Raw genomic sequence first — 15,397 nt, 5'->3', positions numbered from 1 at the left:
ATCAGCGTTAACAGATGTTAAACACCAGTTAATTTTTCTGGGCTTCTGCAACCTCCATGAAAAGCCCGGCTATTCGAACCGCAAGGCTTCCATCGGTTCCAGCTTTGAGGCCTTGCGCGCCGGATAGAAGCCAAAAAACACCCCCACGGCGGCAGCGAAACCCACCGCCAGCACGATGGCCGCAGGCGCGATGCGCACCGGCCAGTCGGTGAAATAGGCAATCCCGATGGCCGCGCCGATACCGAGGCCGACGCCGATCATGCCGCCGATGGCGGCCAGGGTCACGGCTTCGATCAGGAATTGCGCCAGGATGTCGCGCCGCCGGGCGCCGACCGCCATGCGCAGGCCGATTTCGCGCGTGCGCTCGGTAACGCTCACCAGCATGATATTCATGATGCCGATGCCGCCGACCACCAGCGACACGGAGGCGACGGCGGCCAGCAGCAGCGCCATCACGCGCTGCGCCGCCTGCTGCGTTTCCAGCACCTCGGACAGATTGCGCAGCCAGAAATCGTCATCCTGGTTCGGTTGCAGGCGGTGGCGCTGGCGCAGCAGGTCGCGGATCTGGCTCTCGGCTTCGGCCATGTCGGCGCCGTCATGCACCTTCACGGAGATCGCCACCACGGCGCGCTGACGGGCCTGCTGGCCGCCGAGCAGGCGTTTGCGCGCGGTGCTGATCGGCACCAGCACCACATCATCCTGGTCCTGGCCCTGCATGCTCTGGCCCTTCTTGGCCAGCACGCCGATCACCGTGAACGGCACCTTGCGGATGCGGATGGTCTGCTCGATAGGGTCGGCGTCACCGAACAGGTTGTTGGCCACCGTCTGGCCCAGCATCACCACCTTGGCGGCGCTGTCGATTTCCTCCTGTGCCAGCACCCGGCCGGAGGCCAGTTCCCAGTCGCGCACATCGAGATAATCCGGCGTGATACCCATGACCACGCTGGACCAGTTCTGGTTGCCGAACACGATCTGCGCCGTGCCGCGCGACACCGGCGCCGCCGCCTGCACCAGATCGACCTCGCGGGCGATGGCATAGCCGTCATCCTCGGTGATGGTGAGCTGCGAACCGAAGCCAAGCCGGGCGCCGCCGCTGGTGACGGCACCGGAAAGGATCACGATCAGGTTTGAACCCAGGCTCTTGATCTGCTCGCGCACGCGCTCCTGGGCGCCTTCGCCCACCGCCACCATGGTGATCACGGCGGCAACGCCGATGACGATACCGAGCATGGTGAGGCCGGAACGCAGCATGTTGACGCGCAGCGCACGCAGGGCGACCAGCAGGCTTGCCAAAGGGCTCATGGCCGCGGGCTCATAGTTCGTCTGCCGCCCGGCGCGGCGCCGGATTGCGCTCATCGCTCACCAGCCTGCCATCGCGGAACAGCAGCTTGCGGCTGGCATAGGCGGCGATATCCGGTTCATGGGTCACCAGCACGATGGTGATGCCGCGCTGGTTCAGCGCCTGGAACAGCGCCATGATTTCAACCGAGGTACGGCTGTCGAGGGCGCCGGTCGGCTCGTCGGCGAGCAGCAGGGCGGGGTCGTTCACCAGGGCGCGGGCGATGGCGACGCGCTGCTGCTGGCCACCGGAAAGCTGCGAGGGCTGATGATGGCCGCGTTCGGCAAGGCCGACTTCGTTCAGGCGCTGTGCCGCCCGCGCCCGCCGTTCGGTGGCTGGCATCGCCGTGCCGCGACGGTAGAGCAGGGGCAGGGCGACATTATCCAGCGCCGTGGTGCGCGGCAGCAGGTTGAAGCTCTGGAACACGAAACCGAGCAGCCGGTTGCGCAGGTCGGCGCGGGCATCCTCGTCCATGGCGGCCACATCCTCGCCATCCAGGCGGTAGGAACCGCCGGTAGGCGAGTCCAGGCAGCCGACCATGTTCATGAAGGTGGATTTGCCCGAACCCGAGGGCCCCATCACGGCGACGAAATCGCCGCGCGCGATGCTCACATCGATGCCGGCCAGGGCCGCCACCTCGCTGCCACCGAGATGGAACAGCTTGCGCAGGCCGGTGACTTCGATCAGGCCATTCATGGCGGTGCGTTCAGAGCCGCAGGCGTGGCGTGTTGCCACTACCACCAGATGTCACGGCGCCCTGCACGCCGATCACGATCTCATCGCCTTCCTTCAGGCTGCCGCTGATGATCTCGGTGAAGCTGCCATCGCTGATACCGACGCGCAGCGACTGGCTGAGCAACCCGGCGCCCTTCGGCTGATAGGCACGGCCATCGCTGCCACGCACCTGATTGCTACCCGCCGCGGCCGGCGTCATGGCCTGATAGCGCTGGCGCTGCTCCGGCGTCAGCATGGCGGCGATCTTATGCCGGTTCTCGGCGCGCAGGCGTTCGATGGCGGCGCGGCGCTGGTTTTCGTTCAAATCCGGCCCAAGTCCGGCGATCTTGCCGCGCAGGTCGTTGAAGGCATCATCCAGCGCCTGGGCCTGGGCATCATTGAGTTGCAACTCGCGCACCAACCGCTCGCGCACGGCCTGTAGACCGCTGGCCTGTGGCGCATTGCTGGCTGCCGGCTGGCTGCCATCGGCGGCTTCGATGGTCACGCCGGCAGGCGCCCGGAAGCGCAAGGCGGCATTGGGCAGTTTCAACACATTGGCGCGCTGTTCTACAACGATGCGGACATTGGCGGTCATGCCCGGCAGCAGCTTGAGGTCCGGGTTGTCGGCGGCGATCACCACGGTATAGGTGACGACATTCTGCACCACCTGCGGCGACTTGCGGATCTGCCGGATCTGACCCTCGAAGGTGCGGCCGGGCAGGCTGTCCACCGTGAAGGTCGCTGCCATGCCCTCGCTGAGCCGCCCGATATCGGCCTCATCGACGCTGGTTTCCACCTGCATCTTGGTCAGCGTCTCGGCGATGGTGTAGAGGATCGGCGCCTGCAGGCTGGCGGCAACGGTCTGGCCGGCATCGATATTGCGCAGGATCACCACGCCATCGACAGGCGAGCGGATATAGGTGCGGTCGAGATCGATGCGTGATTGGCGCAGGGCGGCCTCGCGCTGGCGCACGGCGGCGATGGCATTGGCCAGTTGCGCCTCGGCCATGCTGGTGGCAGCGCGCGCGCCCTGCACCTGTGCCTGGGCGCCCAGCGCATTGGCCTCCTGGCGGTCCTTGTCGGCGGTGGAGCCGACGCCACGGTCGGCGAGGTCGCGCTTGCGGCCGAATTCGCGCTCGGCATCCACACGGGTGATTTCGGCGCGCTGGGTGTCGGTGCGGGCACGGTCCAGGCTGGCACGCTGCATCAGCACGGCAGCCTGCGCCACTTCGAGTTCGGCTGCGGCCTGGGCAACGCGGGCCTCGAAGGATTCCGGGTCGATGCGGGCGATCACCTGGTTGGCGCGGACCTCGGAATTGAAATCCGCCAGAATTTCCTTCACCTGGCCTGAAACCTGGCTGCCGACCTGTACCTGGGTGACGGGCGCCAGCGTGCCGGAGGCCGAGACGCTGGCAATGACGCTGCCGCGTTCGACTTTCGCAATGCGGTAGCGGGGGCCATCGCCGGCGGCGAAATTCTGGCGCCAGAGCAAAAAGCCGCCGCCAGCCACGGCCAGCAGCAGCACAAGCAGGACCAGCAGGCGCGCTGCCCCGGATTTAATATTATTTGGCATTTTCCCCCATGATGCTCCCCATCACGTTGCCTTATAGCACGGCCTGAAAACGGGAATCCTGCGCTGGCCATGGCTGGCTAAGGCTGGCGGCAGCGGCGGCCTCTGGTTATGCTCCGCCGCGAACCAGCTGTTTACATTGCCTTTAGGGAGAAACCTGAGCCATGAAGGGCAAAACCAAGAAAGCCGCCGCCCCCAAGCAGGCAGCCGCCAAGAAGTCTGTCGCCAAGAAGCCTGCCGTGAAAGCCAAGGCGAAGACCAACGGCTTCGACAAGTCCAAGCTGCCCAGCCGCTTTGTCAGCGTCGGCCCCGAGCGTGCGCCGCACCGCAGCTTCTATTATGCGATGGGCATGAAGGAGCAGGAAATCTACCAGCCGCTGGTCGGCGTGGTTACCACCTGGAATGAGTCGGCGCCGTGCAATATCTCGCTTGGCCGCCAGGCGCAGAAGGCCAAGGCTGGCGTGAAGGCCGCCGGCGGCACGCCGCGTGAATTCACCACCATCACCGTTACCGACGCCATCGCCATGGGCCACCAGGGCATGAAGGCCTCGCTGGTCAGCCGCGAAGTGATCGCTGACTCGGTGGAACTGTCGGTGCGTGGCCATTGCTACGACGCCCTGGTCGGCTTCGCGGGCTGCGATAAGTCGCTGCCCGGCCTGATGATGGCCATGGTGCGCCTGAACGTGCCGTCCGTGTTCGTCTATGGTGGCTCGATCCTGCCCGGCCGCTTCAAGAACCGCGACGTCACCATCGTCGATGTGTTCGAGGCCGTGGGCCAGGTGGCCGCCGGCACCATGAACGAGGACGAGCTGCACGAACTGGAATGCGTTGCCTGCCCGTCGGCCGGCTCCTGCGGCGGCCAGTTCACGGCCAACACCATGGCCTGCATTTCCGAAGCCATCGGCTTGGCGCTGCCGGGTTCGAGCGGCGCCCCGGCGCCCTACGAGAACCGCGACGATTACGGCTATGCCTCGGGCAAGATGGTGATGGAGCTGATCAAGCGGAACCTGCGTCCGCGCGATATCGTCACCCGCAAGGCGCTGGAGAATGCCGCCATGATCGTGGCGGCCACCGGTGGCAGCACCAATGCCGGCCTGCATCTGCCGGCCATCGCCAGCGAGTGCGGCATCAAGTTCGATCTTGAGGACGTGGCCCGCATCATGAAGCGCACGCCCTACATCGCCGACCTCAAGCCGGGTGGCAAATATGTCGCCAAGGACCTCTATGAGGTGGGCGGCGTGCAGGTGGTTATGAAGCAGCTGCTGGATGGCGGCTACCTGCATGGCGACTGCATCACGGTTACCGGCAAGACCATTGCCGAGAACCTCAAGGGCGTGAAATTCCCGAAGAACCAGGATGTGATCCGTCCGATCACCAACCCGCTCAGCCCGACCGGCGGCGTGGTTGGCCTGAAGGGCAACCTGGCGCCCGAAGCCGCCATCGTGAAGGTGGCCGGCCTGAAGAAGCTGAAGCATGTCGGCCCGGCGCGCGTCTTCGATTGCGAGGAAGATGCCTTCGCCGCCGTGCAGGCCAAGAAGTACAAGGAAGGCGATGTCATCGTCATCCGCTATGAAGGCCCGAAGGGCGGCCCGGGCATGCGCGAAATGCTCGCCACCACCGGCGCCATCTACGGCCAGGGCATGGGCGAGAAGGTGGCGCTGATCACCGATGGCCGTTTCTCCGGCGGCACGCGCGGCTTCTGTGTCGGCCATGTCGGCCCGGAAGCGGCGGTCGGCGGCCCCATCGCGCTGATCAAGAATGGCGACATCATCACCATCGACGCCGAGAAAGGCGTGTTGAGCGTGAATGTCTCGGCCAAGGAATTCGCCGAGCGCAAGAAGAAGTGGAAGCCGCGCAAGCACGAATTCCAGTCGGGCACGATCTGGAAGTATTCCCAGACCGTCTCGACCGCCGCCCATGGCGCCGTGACCCATCCGGGCGCCGCCAAGGAAACCCACGTCTACGCCGACATCTGATCCGTCGGTCGATTGTCACCCCGGGCTTGCCCCGGGGTCCCATTTGTCTGGTGAAAATGGGATGCCCGCCTGTGCGGGCATGACGGCAGAGCAAAAAAGAATGCAGGAAAGGGCGCCTCTCAAGGCGCCCTTTTTTGTTGCCTCGGGGGGCGTGGCCTGCATAATTGTTTGTCTGCCAACGATCCGATAACAGGACGCGCCCGCCCCCATGACCAAACAGCTGCCCTTTACCGTAGCGATTGCCGGCTTCCAGCATGAAACCAACACCTTCGCGCCGCAGAAGGCCGAACTGAAGAAATTCATCGACGGCGAGGGCTGGCCGGCGCTGACCCTGGGCAAGGACATCTTGGATGTTTTCCCGCCGGCCAATATCCCGATTGGCGGCTTCATCAATGCCGCGACCAGTCTTGGCATGGTGCTGGAACCGATTGCCTGGGCGGCGGCGCAGCCGTCTTCTTACGTCACGGTCGAGGCGTTCGAGTATGTCGCCAAGCTGATTTGCGACGGCATCACGGCGCTGCGTGGCCGCATCGACGCGGTCTATCTCGATCTGCATGGCGCCATGGTGACCGAGCATTTCGAGGATGGCGAAGGCGAATTGCTGCGCCGTATCCGCGCCATTGTCGGGCCGGACATGCCCATCGTCGCCAGCCTGGACCTGCATTGCAACATGACCGAGGTGATGCTGCGCGAAGCGGATGTGCTGATTGCTTACCGCACCTATCCGCATCTCGACATGGCGGTGACCGGCGGCCGCGTCGCCAAGCATCTTGCCAAGCTGCTCACCCGTGAACGGCCGCGCCAGGCCAAGGCGATGCGCCGGCTGCCGTTCCTGATCCCGCTCACCGCGCAATGCACCTTCATCGAGCCGTGCAAGAGCATCTATGACCGTATCGAGGAAATGGAGTTCGGCGGCGTTTCGTCGATGAGCTTCACGCCCGGTTTCCATCCGGCGGATATCCGCGAATGTGGCCCGGCGGTGTTTGCCTATGCCAACAGCCAGGAAGCCGCCGACAAGGCCGCCGATGCCCTGGCCCGCCATATCGCCGAGCGCGAGAATGAATTCGCCACCCGGCTGCTGAAGCCGCATGAGGCCATCGAGGAAGCACGCCGGCTGATCACCGGCGGCGCGAAGAAACCCATCGTGCTGGCCGATGTGCAGGATAATCCCGGCGCCGGCGCCACCTGCGACACTACGGGACTGTTGCAGGCCATGGTCGAGTCCGGCGTACCCGATGCCGCGATCTGCCTGATGTTCGATCCCGAGGCCGCGATGGCGGCGCATCAGGCCGGTGAGGGCAGCAGCATCGAGTTTCCGCTCGGCGGTAAGCTGTTCGCCGGCTCCAAGCCCTACCGCCAACGCTACACCGTGGCCAAGACCGGCGATGGCCGCTTCCTCTGCACCGGGCCGTTCTACGGCGGCACGCGGATGAATCTGGGGCCGATGGCGCTCTTGCGCTGCAATGGCGTGGATACCGTGGTGTCATCCACCCGCGTGCAGGCGGCGGACAAGGAGATGTATCGTCATCTCGGCATCGAGCCGGTGCAGCGCCAGATTCTCGGCCTGAAAAGCACGGTGCATTTCCGTGGCGATTTCACCGATATCGCGCACGACATCCTGATCGTGGAAAGCCCCGGCGCCTTCATTGAGCGCGCCGAGACCTTGCCCTACAAGCGCCTGCGCTCAGGCATCAAGCTGAAGCCGCTGGGGCCGGTGCATAAGGGCTAACGCTAGGCGGCTTGGCGCAGCTCGATGATGGTGCCGTGTGTCTTGGTGGCATCCACCACCAGCACATGATGGCCGTCGCCCTCGATGCGGGGCTCGGATGGGCCGACGATGGCGGCGCCTTGCTCGACCAGCGTCGCCGCCGAGGCGCGCACATCCTCCACCAGATAGGCGATATGGTAGACGCCGCCATCGGGATGCAGGTCTAGATAGCGTGCCGCCGTGCTGCTGGTGGTGGTCGGCTGCACCAGTTCCAGCCGCGTGCCGCCGAGTTCAACATAGGCCAGGCGATAGGCGAGGCCGGGAATGGTGAATTCCTCGCCCACGCTGGCGCCCGGCAGCTTGGCGTAATAGGCCTTGGCAATGTCGAGATCGGGCACCGCAAGCCCGATATGGTGCAGCAGCCCGATCTCGTTCTTGCTCATGGTCAGACCCGTTCGATGATCATCGCGATGCCCTGGCCGACGCCGATGCACATGGTGCAGAGCGCGTAGCGGCCGCCGGTGCGCTCAAGCTGGTTCAGCGACGTGGTGATCAGCCGCGCGCCACTCATGCCGAGCGGATGGCCGAGCGCGATGGCGCCGCCATTCGGATTCACATAGGTGGCATCATCGGGCAGACCAAGGCCGCGCAGCACGGCCAGCGCCTGGGCGGCAAACGCTTCGTTCAGCTCGATCACATCCATGTCGCGGATGCCCAGGCCCGCCTTGGCCAGCACCTTCTCGGCGGCCGGCACCGGGCCATAACCCATAATGCGCGGCGCCACACCGGCAGTGGCGGTGGCGATGATGCGGCCGCGCGGGGTGAGGCCGTGGCGGCGGGCCGCGTTGTCGGAGGCGAGCAGGATGGCGCAGGCGCCGTCATTGACGCCGGAAGCATTGCCGGCGGTGACCGTGCCGCCCTGGCGGAACGGGGTCGGCAGCTTGGCCAGCGCCTCGATGGTGGTGTCGCGCGGATGCTCATCGCGGTCCACCACGGTCGGGTCGCCCTTGCGGCTCGGGATCGTCACCGGGGTGATCTCGGCCTCGAACAGGCCCAGGCGCTGCGCATTGATGGCACGCTGCTGGCTGCGCAGCGCGAAGGCATCCTGGTCGGCGCGGTTGATCTGGAACTGCTCGGCGACATTCTCCGCCGTCTCCGGCATGGAATCGACGCCGTATTTCTGCTTCATCAGTTTGTTGACGAAGCGCCAGCCGATAGTGGTGTCGTAGATTTCAGCGGTGCGCGAGAACGGACTTTCGGCCTTGCCCATCACGAAGGGGGCACGGCTCATGCTCTCGACGCCGCCGGCGATGCAGAGATCGGCTTCGCCGGTGCGGATCGAGCGCGCGGCGGCCGAAGTGGCTTCGATGCCGGAGCCGCAGAGACGGTTCACGGTGGCGCCGGAAACGCTGTCGGGCAGACCGGCCAGCAGCAGCGACATGCGCGCCACGTTGCGGTTGTCCTCGCCGGCCTGGTTGGCGCAGCCATAGGTCACATCGTCAACCTGGCTCCAGTCCACGGAGGGGTTGCGCTGCATCAGCGCCCGGATCGGAATGGCGCCGAGATCGTCGGCACGTACCGAACTCAGGGCGCCGCCGTAGCGGCCGATGGGGGTGCGGATGGCGTCACAGATGAAGGCTTCTGTCATTTGTCTCTCCCTAGGGTCTCTCGACTGACAGGTTGCGGATTCAGGATGGCGGATTTCAGGATAGCGGGGCGGTGCGCGCCAGGATCTGCGAGAACAGCGCCGCATCGACATTGCCGCCGGAGGCGACCGCGACCACGGTCTTGCCCCGGATCATGTCGCGGCGATGCAGCAGGGCGGCCAGTGCAGCGGCACCGCCCGGCTCGATCACCAGTTTGAGATAATGGAAAGCAGTCGCCATGGCGACTTCCACCTCGGCATCGGTGGCGGTGATGCCACCCTTCAGCACGCGGCGCATCACGGCGAAGGTGATGTCGCCCGGCGTCGGCGCCATCAGCGCATCGCAGAAGCTCGGCGGTGCATCGGCGGCCACCTTCTGCTTGCTGCCACTGGCGAGGGAGCGGGTGATGTCATCGAAATCCGCCGGCTCGCCGGCATAGACCTCGGTTTTCGGATGGCGCGATTCCATCACCAGGGCGATGCCGGAAATCAGGCCGCCGCCAGACGAGCCAGCGGTGATGATATCCGGCACCAGGCCGCGCTCGGCAAGCTGGGCATCCACTTCCAGGCCCACGGTGCCCTGGCCGCAGATGATATGCGGATCATCGAAAGGCGGCACCAGCACCATGCCGCGATCCTGCATGTACTTTGTGGCGATGCCTTCGCGGCTTTCCTTCCAGCGGTCGTAGAGCACCACCTCGGCGCCATAGGCGCGCGTGTTGGCCACCTTGATCTGTGGCGCATCGGACGGCATCACGATCACCGCCGGCAGGCCGCAGAGCCTGGCGGCATAGGCCACGCCCTGGGCATGGTTGCCGGACGAGAAGGCGACCACGCCGCGCTTGCGCTCGTCGGCTGAAAGCTGGCTCAGGCGGTTATAGGCGCCACGGAACTTGAACGAGCCGGTGAGTTGCAGCGTCTCGGCCTTCACGAACAGGCGGCAGCCGAGGATTTCGTTCAGCAGCGGGCTTTCCACCAGCGGCGTCGGCGCCGCGATGCCGCGCAGGCGCTTGGCCGCTGCCTCCACATCCGCAACGGTGGGCAGGGACGGCAGGGTGACGGGCGCGTTCATGGTGGTTTCCTCGATACTTTTTCTTGAAATTGTCAGTCGCCGAGGGCGACGCCTTCGCGGCGCGGATCGGCGCCACCGGCAAGCTGCCCGCCGGGGCGGCGCCAGATTACATGCAGGCCACTGGTCATTTCCAGGCTTTGGGTCTTGTGGCCCAGCCGCCCGAGGGCTTCGGCCCAGCCTGGATCGGCACCGGTTTCGATCTCGGTCGGACCATTGCGGCTGCCGATATGCGGCAGGGCCACCGCTGCCTGCGGGCCGTAGCCCTTGTCGAGCAGCAGCAGCAGGGTCTGCGCCACATAGCCGATGATCTGGCTGCCGCCCGGCGAGCCGGCCACGCCGAGCAGATCGCCGCGCGGATCGAATACCAGGGTGGGTGACATCGAACTGCGCGGCCGCTTGCCCGCTTCGACGCGGTTGGCGACGGCGCGGCCATCCTGCTCCGGGATGAAGCTGAAATCGGTGAGCTGGTTGTTGAGCAGGAAGCCACCCACCATCAGGCGGGCGCCGAAGGCATCCTCGATGGTGGTGGTCATGCTCACCGCATTGCCCCAGGCATCGACGATGGAGACATGGCTGGTGCCGGGCGGACCGTCATGCGGCACCAGGGCCGGCCGTTCGCCGCGCCGGCCAGGCGGTTCGCCCGGTTGGGCATTACCCAGACTGGCATCCATACGCACCAGCCTGGCGCGCTCGGCGAGATAGGCTTTGTCGATCAGGCCTGCCACCGGCACCGGCAGGAAGTCGCTGTCGGCGACATAGAGGTTGCGGTCGGCGAAGGCGAGGCGGCTGGCTTCCACCAGGCGGTGCAGATCGGCGACCCCCAGCGTGGTCGCCGGGCTGGGATCGAGCGCTTCTAGGATGCCGAGGATTTGCAGCACGGCGATGCCGCCCGAGCTTGGCGGGCCGAAGCCGCAGATCTTGTAAAGCCGGAACTGGCCGCAAAGCTCTGGCCGCCGCTTGGCTTCATAGCCGGCAAGGTCCGCCGCCGTCATGTCGCTACCGCGTGCCTGCAAGGCGCTGAGCATCGCCTCGGCCAGCGGGCCGCTCTGCAAGGCCCTGGCACCATCGGCGGCAACACGCTTCAGGCTCTGCGCCAGCGCCGGGTTGCGCAGGCTGCTGCCGGCCTCCAATGGTTCTCCGCCGGGGTAATAGAGCGCGGCGGCAGCCGCGTCTTGCCGTAAGCGCTGTTCGAGTTTCAAAAGGCCGGCAAGGCGCGGTGTCACCGTGAAGCCGGCCTCGGCGCGGGTGATGGCGGGCTGGAACAGCATCGCCCAGGGCAGCTTGCCATGGCCCTTATGCGCCATCTCCAATGCAGCCACCGCACCCGGCACGCCGGTGGAAAGCCCGCTGAACACCGCCTCGCGGAACGGCAAAGGCGTGCCATCCGGTTTCAGGAAGCGTTTCGGCGTGGCGGCAGCCGGTGCGGTCTCACGGCCATCGAAAGCGTGAAGTTGTTTGTTGGTATTGTCCCAATAGAGGATCAGCGCGCCGCCACCGATGCCTGATGATTGCGGCTCCACCAGGGTCAGCATCATCTGCACGGCAATGGCCGCATCGATGGCATTACCGCCTTGGCGCAGAATGGCAAGGCCGGCTTCGGCTGCCAGCGGATGCGCCGCCGCTACCATCTGGCGCTGCGCGGTAGCTTCCACCTTCTCGGCGTGGCCTGTGGCTGCTTCCGGCGCCGGCTGCGCCAGGGCAGGCAGCGCGACTAAAAGCAGCAGGGCTGCGAGCGCGCGGATCATGCGTGGCCCAGGATGGCCGGCACATCGCGCAGGCTTTTCAATTCGTGATCCGGTGCATGCGGCAGGCCCTCTTTGGGCTGGCCTGCACGGTTGATCCACAGCACGCGGAAGCCGAAGCATTTCGCGCCATGGGCATCCCAGCCATTGGAAGAATGGAATGCCACTTCATTGGGCGCGAGCCCGAGCCGGTCAGTGACGAGTTTGTAGACGCGCATGTCCGGCTTGTAGATGCCGGCTTCCTCAATCGAAATCACATGATCAAGCAGGCTGTCGATGCCAGCACTTTTGCAGGCGGCTTCCAGCATGGCGGGCGAGCCATTGGAAAGAATCCCGGTGATCAGGCCGGCGGCTTTCAGCTTGCGCAGCAGGCCCGGTGCTTCCGGGAAGGCTTCCAGCTTCACATAAAGCTGCATCAGGCGGTTGCGCAGATCGGGATTGTCGATGCCTTGCGCCGCCAGAGCAAAGTCCAGCGCCTCTGCCGTCACCTGTTCGAAATCGGCATGCTGGCCCATCAGGCTGCGCAGCCAGGTGTAGTTGAGCTGCTTGGCACGCCAGGTCTCGGCAAGCTGGGGCCAGCCGGGGCCGATCTCGGCGCTCAATTGCCGCGCGGCAGCGTTGACATCGAAGAGGGTGCCATAGGCGTCGAAGATGCACGCCTTAATCATGGCGTCAGCAACTGGCGGCGGCGCAGGCCTTGCGGGGCAGGCCGCGTAGATCGGCTTGCAGCCGGTCGGCGGTAGGCGCCGCGCCGCGCAGCAGCGCACGGTAGACCTGCACGCATTCCAGCACGCGCTGCACATAATTGCGCGTTTCGGAGAACGGGATCAGTTCGATCCAGTCGACGGCATCGATGCTTTCATAGCGCGGATCGCCCCAATCCTTGATCCACTTGCGTGCCCGCGCCTCGCCGGCATTGTAGCTCGCCAGCGCCAGGATGTAGTTCGAATCCCAGTTGCGCAGCAGGCCATCGAGGTAATGGCTGCCGAGGCGCACGTTGTAATGCGCATCGTCGGTCAGCTTGGCCGGGGCGTAGGGCTGCTTGATTTCCTTGGCCACGCCCTTGGCGGTGGCGGGCATCAGCTGCATCAGGCCACGCGCGCCCACCGGCGAGACGGCATACTGGTTGAACTCGCTTTCCTGCCGCGCCACGGCCAGCACCAGGGCGGTTTCCGGCGTCGCGGTCTGTGCCATCGGTTCGACCAGCGGGAAGGCTTCGCGCACCAGGCTCAGGCCCGCATAACGTGCCGTGCGCTTGGTGGCGGCCACGGCTAGGTCAACGCGGTTGAGCATCCGCGCCAGCCGTGCCGCAAGCTGATGCTCCTCCAGCGTGTCGGCGGTATGGGCCAGGCGCAGGATGAAGGGCCGCAGCCGGTCTTCCTGGCCCAGTTCAACCAGGATCTTGGCGGCGCGCACCACTTCGCGCTTGTCGAATTGCACAATCGCCGCTGCGCTCGGTTCCGGGTCATCGGGCAATTGCAGCCGCGCCTTGGGATCGAGCGCGAAGGTGGCGAGCTGGCCGTAGAAGGTGGTGGCGTGCTTGGACGCCTGGGCATACCAATGCCGCGCCTGCGCCTGATCGCCGGTGATGGTGTAGGTGCGGCCGAGCCAGTAGCCGGCGCGCGACTGGCTTACCGGTGTGCGCACATTGCTTTGCAGGGCGGCGAAATGCTTCACCGCGATCTGCGGTTCCTGCAACAGGCGCAGCGCGATCCATCCGGCCAGCCATTCAGCTTCGGCATAGCTGGCGCCGCCCGAGAGGCCATGGTTGGAGGCGAGGCGGTAGGCTTCCGAGATGCGGCCGTCGATCAGCGCCTTGCGGGCGCGAAAATGCCGCTCCACCCACCATTTCTCGGCGCGGCCGAGTTCATCGGGCGCGTTGTAGAGCAGGCTTTCGACAATGTCGTCCTTGCCCTCGCGGCGGTTCCAGCGCATCTGCTCATAGGCAAAGCCGCCATCCTCGCGCAGCTTCGGCGGCAACATCGAAGCAATCTTGTCGGCGGCCGGTGCGCGCAAGGCCAGGGCCAGCCGCGCTTCGCCGAGGGTTTTCGCTTCGCCATCGACACGCGGCAGCATGCGGCGGGCGGCATCGTATTGCCCGTCCCAGAGCAGGCGGTCGAGGCGCGCGGCATTTTCAGCTGGTGTCAGGCGGTTGCCGAATTCACGCCACACATCGTTTTCATCGCGCAGCGACAGATTGCCATCGGTCCAGGCCTTGCGCACCGCGACCAGGGCCTCGGCGCTGCGGCTCTGGCGGTCCAGTGCCTCGGCATAACGCAGCCAGCCAAGGCCGCTTTCCGGCGGGCGCTGGGTGTACCACTGGATGATGCGGGTATCGCCCACGGCCTCGTTGATGCTTTCGTCGGCGCGGCGCAGCAAGGCTTCGCGCGCCGGCCAGTCGGGCGATTTCTCGATGAATTCGGCAATGGCCTCGAAGGGCGCGCCGGAATTCGGCGTTTGCAGCCACAGCCAATGCACCAGGCGGCCGACCAGCGGGTCCTTCGCCTTTGCCGCTGCCTCGCGCGCCTTGTCGAACTTGCCGGCCTTGGCTTCCCGCATCGCCTCGCGGCCCCAGGACTGGTCGGACTGGCTCAGCAACACCGCAGGCGCGAGGGCGGCACCGGCTACTGCCGCACCGGCAGCGGCCTTGGCGGCAGGCTTGGCCGCATCCTTTTTCGGGGTGTCTTTCTTCGCGGCGTCCTTGGCGGCCTTGCCCGGCGCGGCCGGTTTGGCGGTAGCGGGCTTCGGCGCCGGCTTTACCGCCGCCGTGGGCTTGGCTGCCGGCTTGGGCACGGTGGCGCTGGCCGGCACCGGCTCGGCACCATGCACAGGCAGCGCCGCCATGCCGGCAAAGGCGAGCAGGGCGAGCAAGGCCGGAGCGAAGCGGCCCGGGGCGCGGTTGAATCGGCTAAACATCTTGAGCAGCCTAGCATTTCAGCCGCCAGCGGCCAAACCCGTTCTGGCCTGATTTCGCCTTTAGCTAGGGCAGGCGCAGCGCCAGTTCGCGCCGCACCTCGTCGCCCAGCTTGATCCCCAGGCCCAGCATGGCAAGGCCGGCCAGGCCATCCAGCCAGCGGGCGATGCGGGCATAACCCTGGCGCGCCAGGCCGGTGGAGAGCAGCAGCGCCACCAGGCCGTACCAGAAAGCCGATTGCACGGCGATCACCGCGATCACGGCGGCATAGAACCAGGCCGGCGGCGCGGCGGGCAGGGCGATGGCGAAAACGCTGGTCCAGAACACCGCCGATTTCGGGTTGCTGAGCGTGGTGACAAGCCCGGCGGCAAAGGGCCGCTGGCCGAGCCAGCCGAGCGCGGGCGGAGCGGTCGCCGCATCCTGGCGCCGCAGGGCGCTGCGCAGCAGGCGGAAGGCGACATAGAGCAGATAGGCGGCGCCAAGCAGCCGCAGCAGGCGGTAGAGCGCGCCGGCTTCCAGCAGCAGCAGGCCGATGCCGGCGAGGCTCAGGGCCACCCAGAGCAGCGAGGCCAGCACCACGCCGGCCATCGCAGCCAAGCCGTGACGGCGCGACCGGGCGGCGGAAAAGTGGCTCACCACAACTGTATTCGGTCCCGGCACCATCGCCATCAGCAGATGCATGCCGGCAAGCGCGGCGAGGTGGGGCAGCAAGTCCAT

General features: G+C 66.1%; 12 protein-coding genes. 2 read left to right on the top strand and 10 right to left on the bottom strand.

Annotated elements, in window-relative coordinates:
• Positions 1–69 precede the first annotated feature (69 nt).
• The 3 genes from ACQY7X_RS19040 to ACQY7X_RS19030 are packed head-to-tail and all read right to left on the bottom strand — an operon-like array spanning position 70 to position 3,626.
• Positions 70–1,302 (bottom strand): ABC transporter permease, encoded by a 1,233-nt coding sequence (locus ACQY7X_RS19040; protein WP_428246992.1) that lies wholly within the window; start codon positions 1,300–1,302, stop codon positions 70–72.
• Positions 1,303–1,312: 10 nt separating this feature from the next.
• A complete protein-coding gene (locus tag ACQY7X_RS19035) occupies positions 1,313–2,035 on the bottom strand; it encodes an ABC transporter ATP-binding protein (protein WP_428246991.1) in 723 nt (240 codons plus the stop codon).
• Between the two features lie 10 nt (positions 2,036–2,045).
• A complete protein-coding gene (locus tag ACQY7X_RS19030) occupies positions 2,046–3,626 on the bottom strand; it encodes an efflux RND transporter periplasmic adaptor subunit (protein ID WP_428246990.1) in 1,581 nt (526 codons plus the stop codon).
• A 161-nt stretch (positions 3,627–3,787) separates the two neighbouring features.
• Between ACQY7X_RS19030 and ilvD the strand changes: the two genes are divergently transcribed.
• Both ilvD and ACQY7X_RS19020 read left to right on the top strand, forming a co-directional pair.
• Positions 3,788–5,599, top strand: coding sequence for a dihydroxy-acid dehydratase (gene ilvD, locus ACQY7X_RS19025; protein WP_428246989.1), 1,812 nt, complete (start codon positions 3,788–3,790; stop codon positions 5,597–5,599).
• Between the two features lie 208 nt (positions 5,600–5,807).
• A complete protein-coding gene (locus ACQY7X_RS19020; RefSeq protein ID WP_428246988.1) occupies positions 5,808–7,328 on the top strand; it encodes a M81 family metallopeptidase in 1,521 nt (506 codons plus the stop codon).
• Positions 7,329–7,330: 2 nt separating this feature from the next.
• Here the strand turns inward: ACQY7X_RS19020 and ACQY7X_RS19015 are convergent, their stop codons facing one another.
• The 7 genes from ACQY7X_RS19015 to ACQY7X_RS18985 form a co-directional block, all read right to left on the bottom strand.
• Positions 7,331–7,750, bottom strand: coding sequence for a VOC family protein (locus ACQY7X_RS19015; protein ID WP_428246987.1), 420 nt, complete (start codon positions 7,748–7,750; stop codon positions 7,331–7,333).
• Positions 7,751–7,752: 2 nt separating this feature from the next.
• Positions 7,753–8,955 (bottom strand): 3-oxoadipyl-CoA thiolase, encoded by a 1,203-nt coding sequence (gene pcaF / locus ACQY7X_RS19010; protein WP_428246986.1) that lies wholly within the window; start codon positions 8,953–8,955, stop codon positions 7,753–7,755.
• A 55-nt stretch (positions 8,956–9,010) separates the two neighbouring features.
• Positions 9,011–10,024, bottom strand: coding sequence for a threonine ammonia-lyase (locus ACQY7X_RS19005; protein WP_428246985.1), 1,014 nt, complete (start codon positions 10,022–10,024; stop codon positions 9,011–9,013).
• 32 nt (positions 10,025–10,056) lie between these two features.
• The gene (gene ggt / locus ACQY7X_RS19000; RefSeq protein ID WP_428246984.1) at positions 10,057–11,769 is read right to left on the bottom strand and encodes a gamma-glutamyltransferase; all 1,713 of its coding nucleotides are present in this window, start codon (positions 11,767–11,769) and stop codon (positions 10,057–10,059) included.
• A complete protein-coding gene (locus ACQY7X_RS18995) occupies positions 11,766–12,434 on the bottom strand; it encodes a haloacid dehalogenase type II (RefSeq protein WP_428246983.1) in 669 nt (222 codons plus the stop codon). The genes ggt and ACQY7X_RS18995 overlap by 4 nt, the downstream gene beginning before the upstream one ends.
• A gap of 4 nt (positions 12,435–12,438) precedes the next feature.
• Positions 12,439–14,682, bottom strand: coding sequence for a lytic transglycosylase domain-containing protein (locus ACQY7X_RS18990; RefSeq protein WP_428246982.1), 2,244 nt, complete (start codon positions 14,680–14,682; stop codon positions 12,439–12,441).
• A gap of 64 nt (positions 14,683–14,746) precedes the next feature.
• Positions 14,747–15,397, bottom strand: a complete 651-nt coding sequence (locus ACQY7X_RS18985) for a LysE family translocator (RefSeq protein WP_428246981.1) — start codon at positions 15,395–15,397, stop codon at positions 14,747–14,749.

It is taken from the genome of Ferrovibrio sp. (genome assembly GCF_965278975.1).
Lineage (GTDB): Bacteria > Pseudomonadota > Alphaproteobacteria > Ferrovibrionales > Ferrovibrionaceae > Ferrovibrio.
This window is presented reverse-complemented; position numbering and strand designations above follow the sequence as displayed.

What these genes read in the sequence shown, in the direction of transcription:
- ACQY7X_RS19040 (WP_428246992.1), bottom strand. Translation starts at nt 1,302, where the DNA reads ATGAGCCCTTTGGCAAGCCTGCTGGTCGCCCTGCGTGCGCTGCGCGTC.
- ACQY7X_RS19035 (WP_428246991.1), bottom strand. Translation starts at nt 2,035, where the DNA reads ATGAATGGCCTGATCGAAGTCACCGGCCTGCGCAAGCTGTTCCATCTC.
- ACQY7X_RS19030 (WP_428246990.1), bottom strand. Translation starts at nt 3,626, where the DNA reads ATGCCAAATAATATTAAATCCGGGGCAGCGCGCCTGCTGGTCCTGCTT.
- ilvD (WP_428246989.1), top strand. Translation starts at nt 3,788, where the DNA reads ATGAAGGGCAAAACCAAGAAAGCCGCCGCCCCCAAGCAGGCAGCCGCC.
- ACQY7X_RS19020 (WP_428246988.1), top strand. Translation starts at nt 5,808, where the DNA reads ATGACCAAACAGCTGCCCTTTACCGTAGCGATTGCCGGCTTCCAGCAT.
- ACQY7X_RS19015 (WP_428246987.1), bottom strand. Translation starts at nt 7,750, where the DNA reads ATGAGCAAGAACGAGATCGGGCTGCTGCACCATATCGGGCTTGCGGTG.
- pcaF (WP_428246986.1), bottom strand. Translation starts at nt 8,955, where the DNA reads ATGACAGAAGCCTTCATCTGTGACGCCATCCGCACCCCCATCGGCCGC.
- ACQY7X_RS19005 (WP_428246985.1), bottom strand. Translation starts at nt 10,024, where the DNA reads ATGAACGCGCCCGTCACCCTGCCGTCCCTGCCCACCGTTGCGGATGTG.
- ggt (WP_428246984.1), bottom strand. Translation starts at nt 11,769, where the DNA reads ATGATCCGCGCGCTCGCAGCCCTGCTGCTTTTAGTCGCGCTGCCTGCC.
- ACQY7X_RS18995 (WP_428246983.1), bottom strand. Translation starts at nt 12,434, where the DNA reads ATGATTAAGGCGTGCATCTTCGACGCCTATGGCACCCTCTTCGATGTC.
- ACQY7X_RS18990 (WP_428246982.1), bottom strand. Translation starts at nt 14,682, where the DNA reads ATGTTTAGCCGATTCAACCGCGCCCCGGGCCGCTTCGCTCCGGCCTTG.
- ACQY7X_RS18985 (WP_428246981.1), bottom strand. Translation starts at nt 15,397, where the DNA reads ATGGACTTGCTGCCCCACCTCGCCGCGCTTGCCGGCATGCATCTGCTG.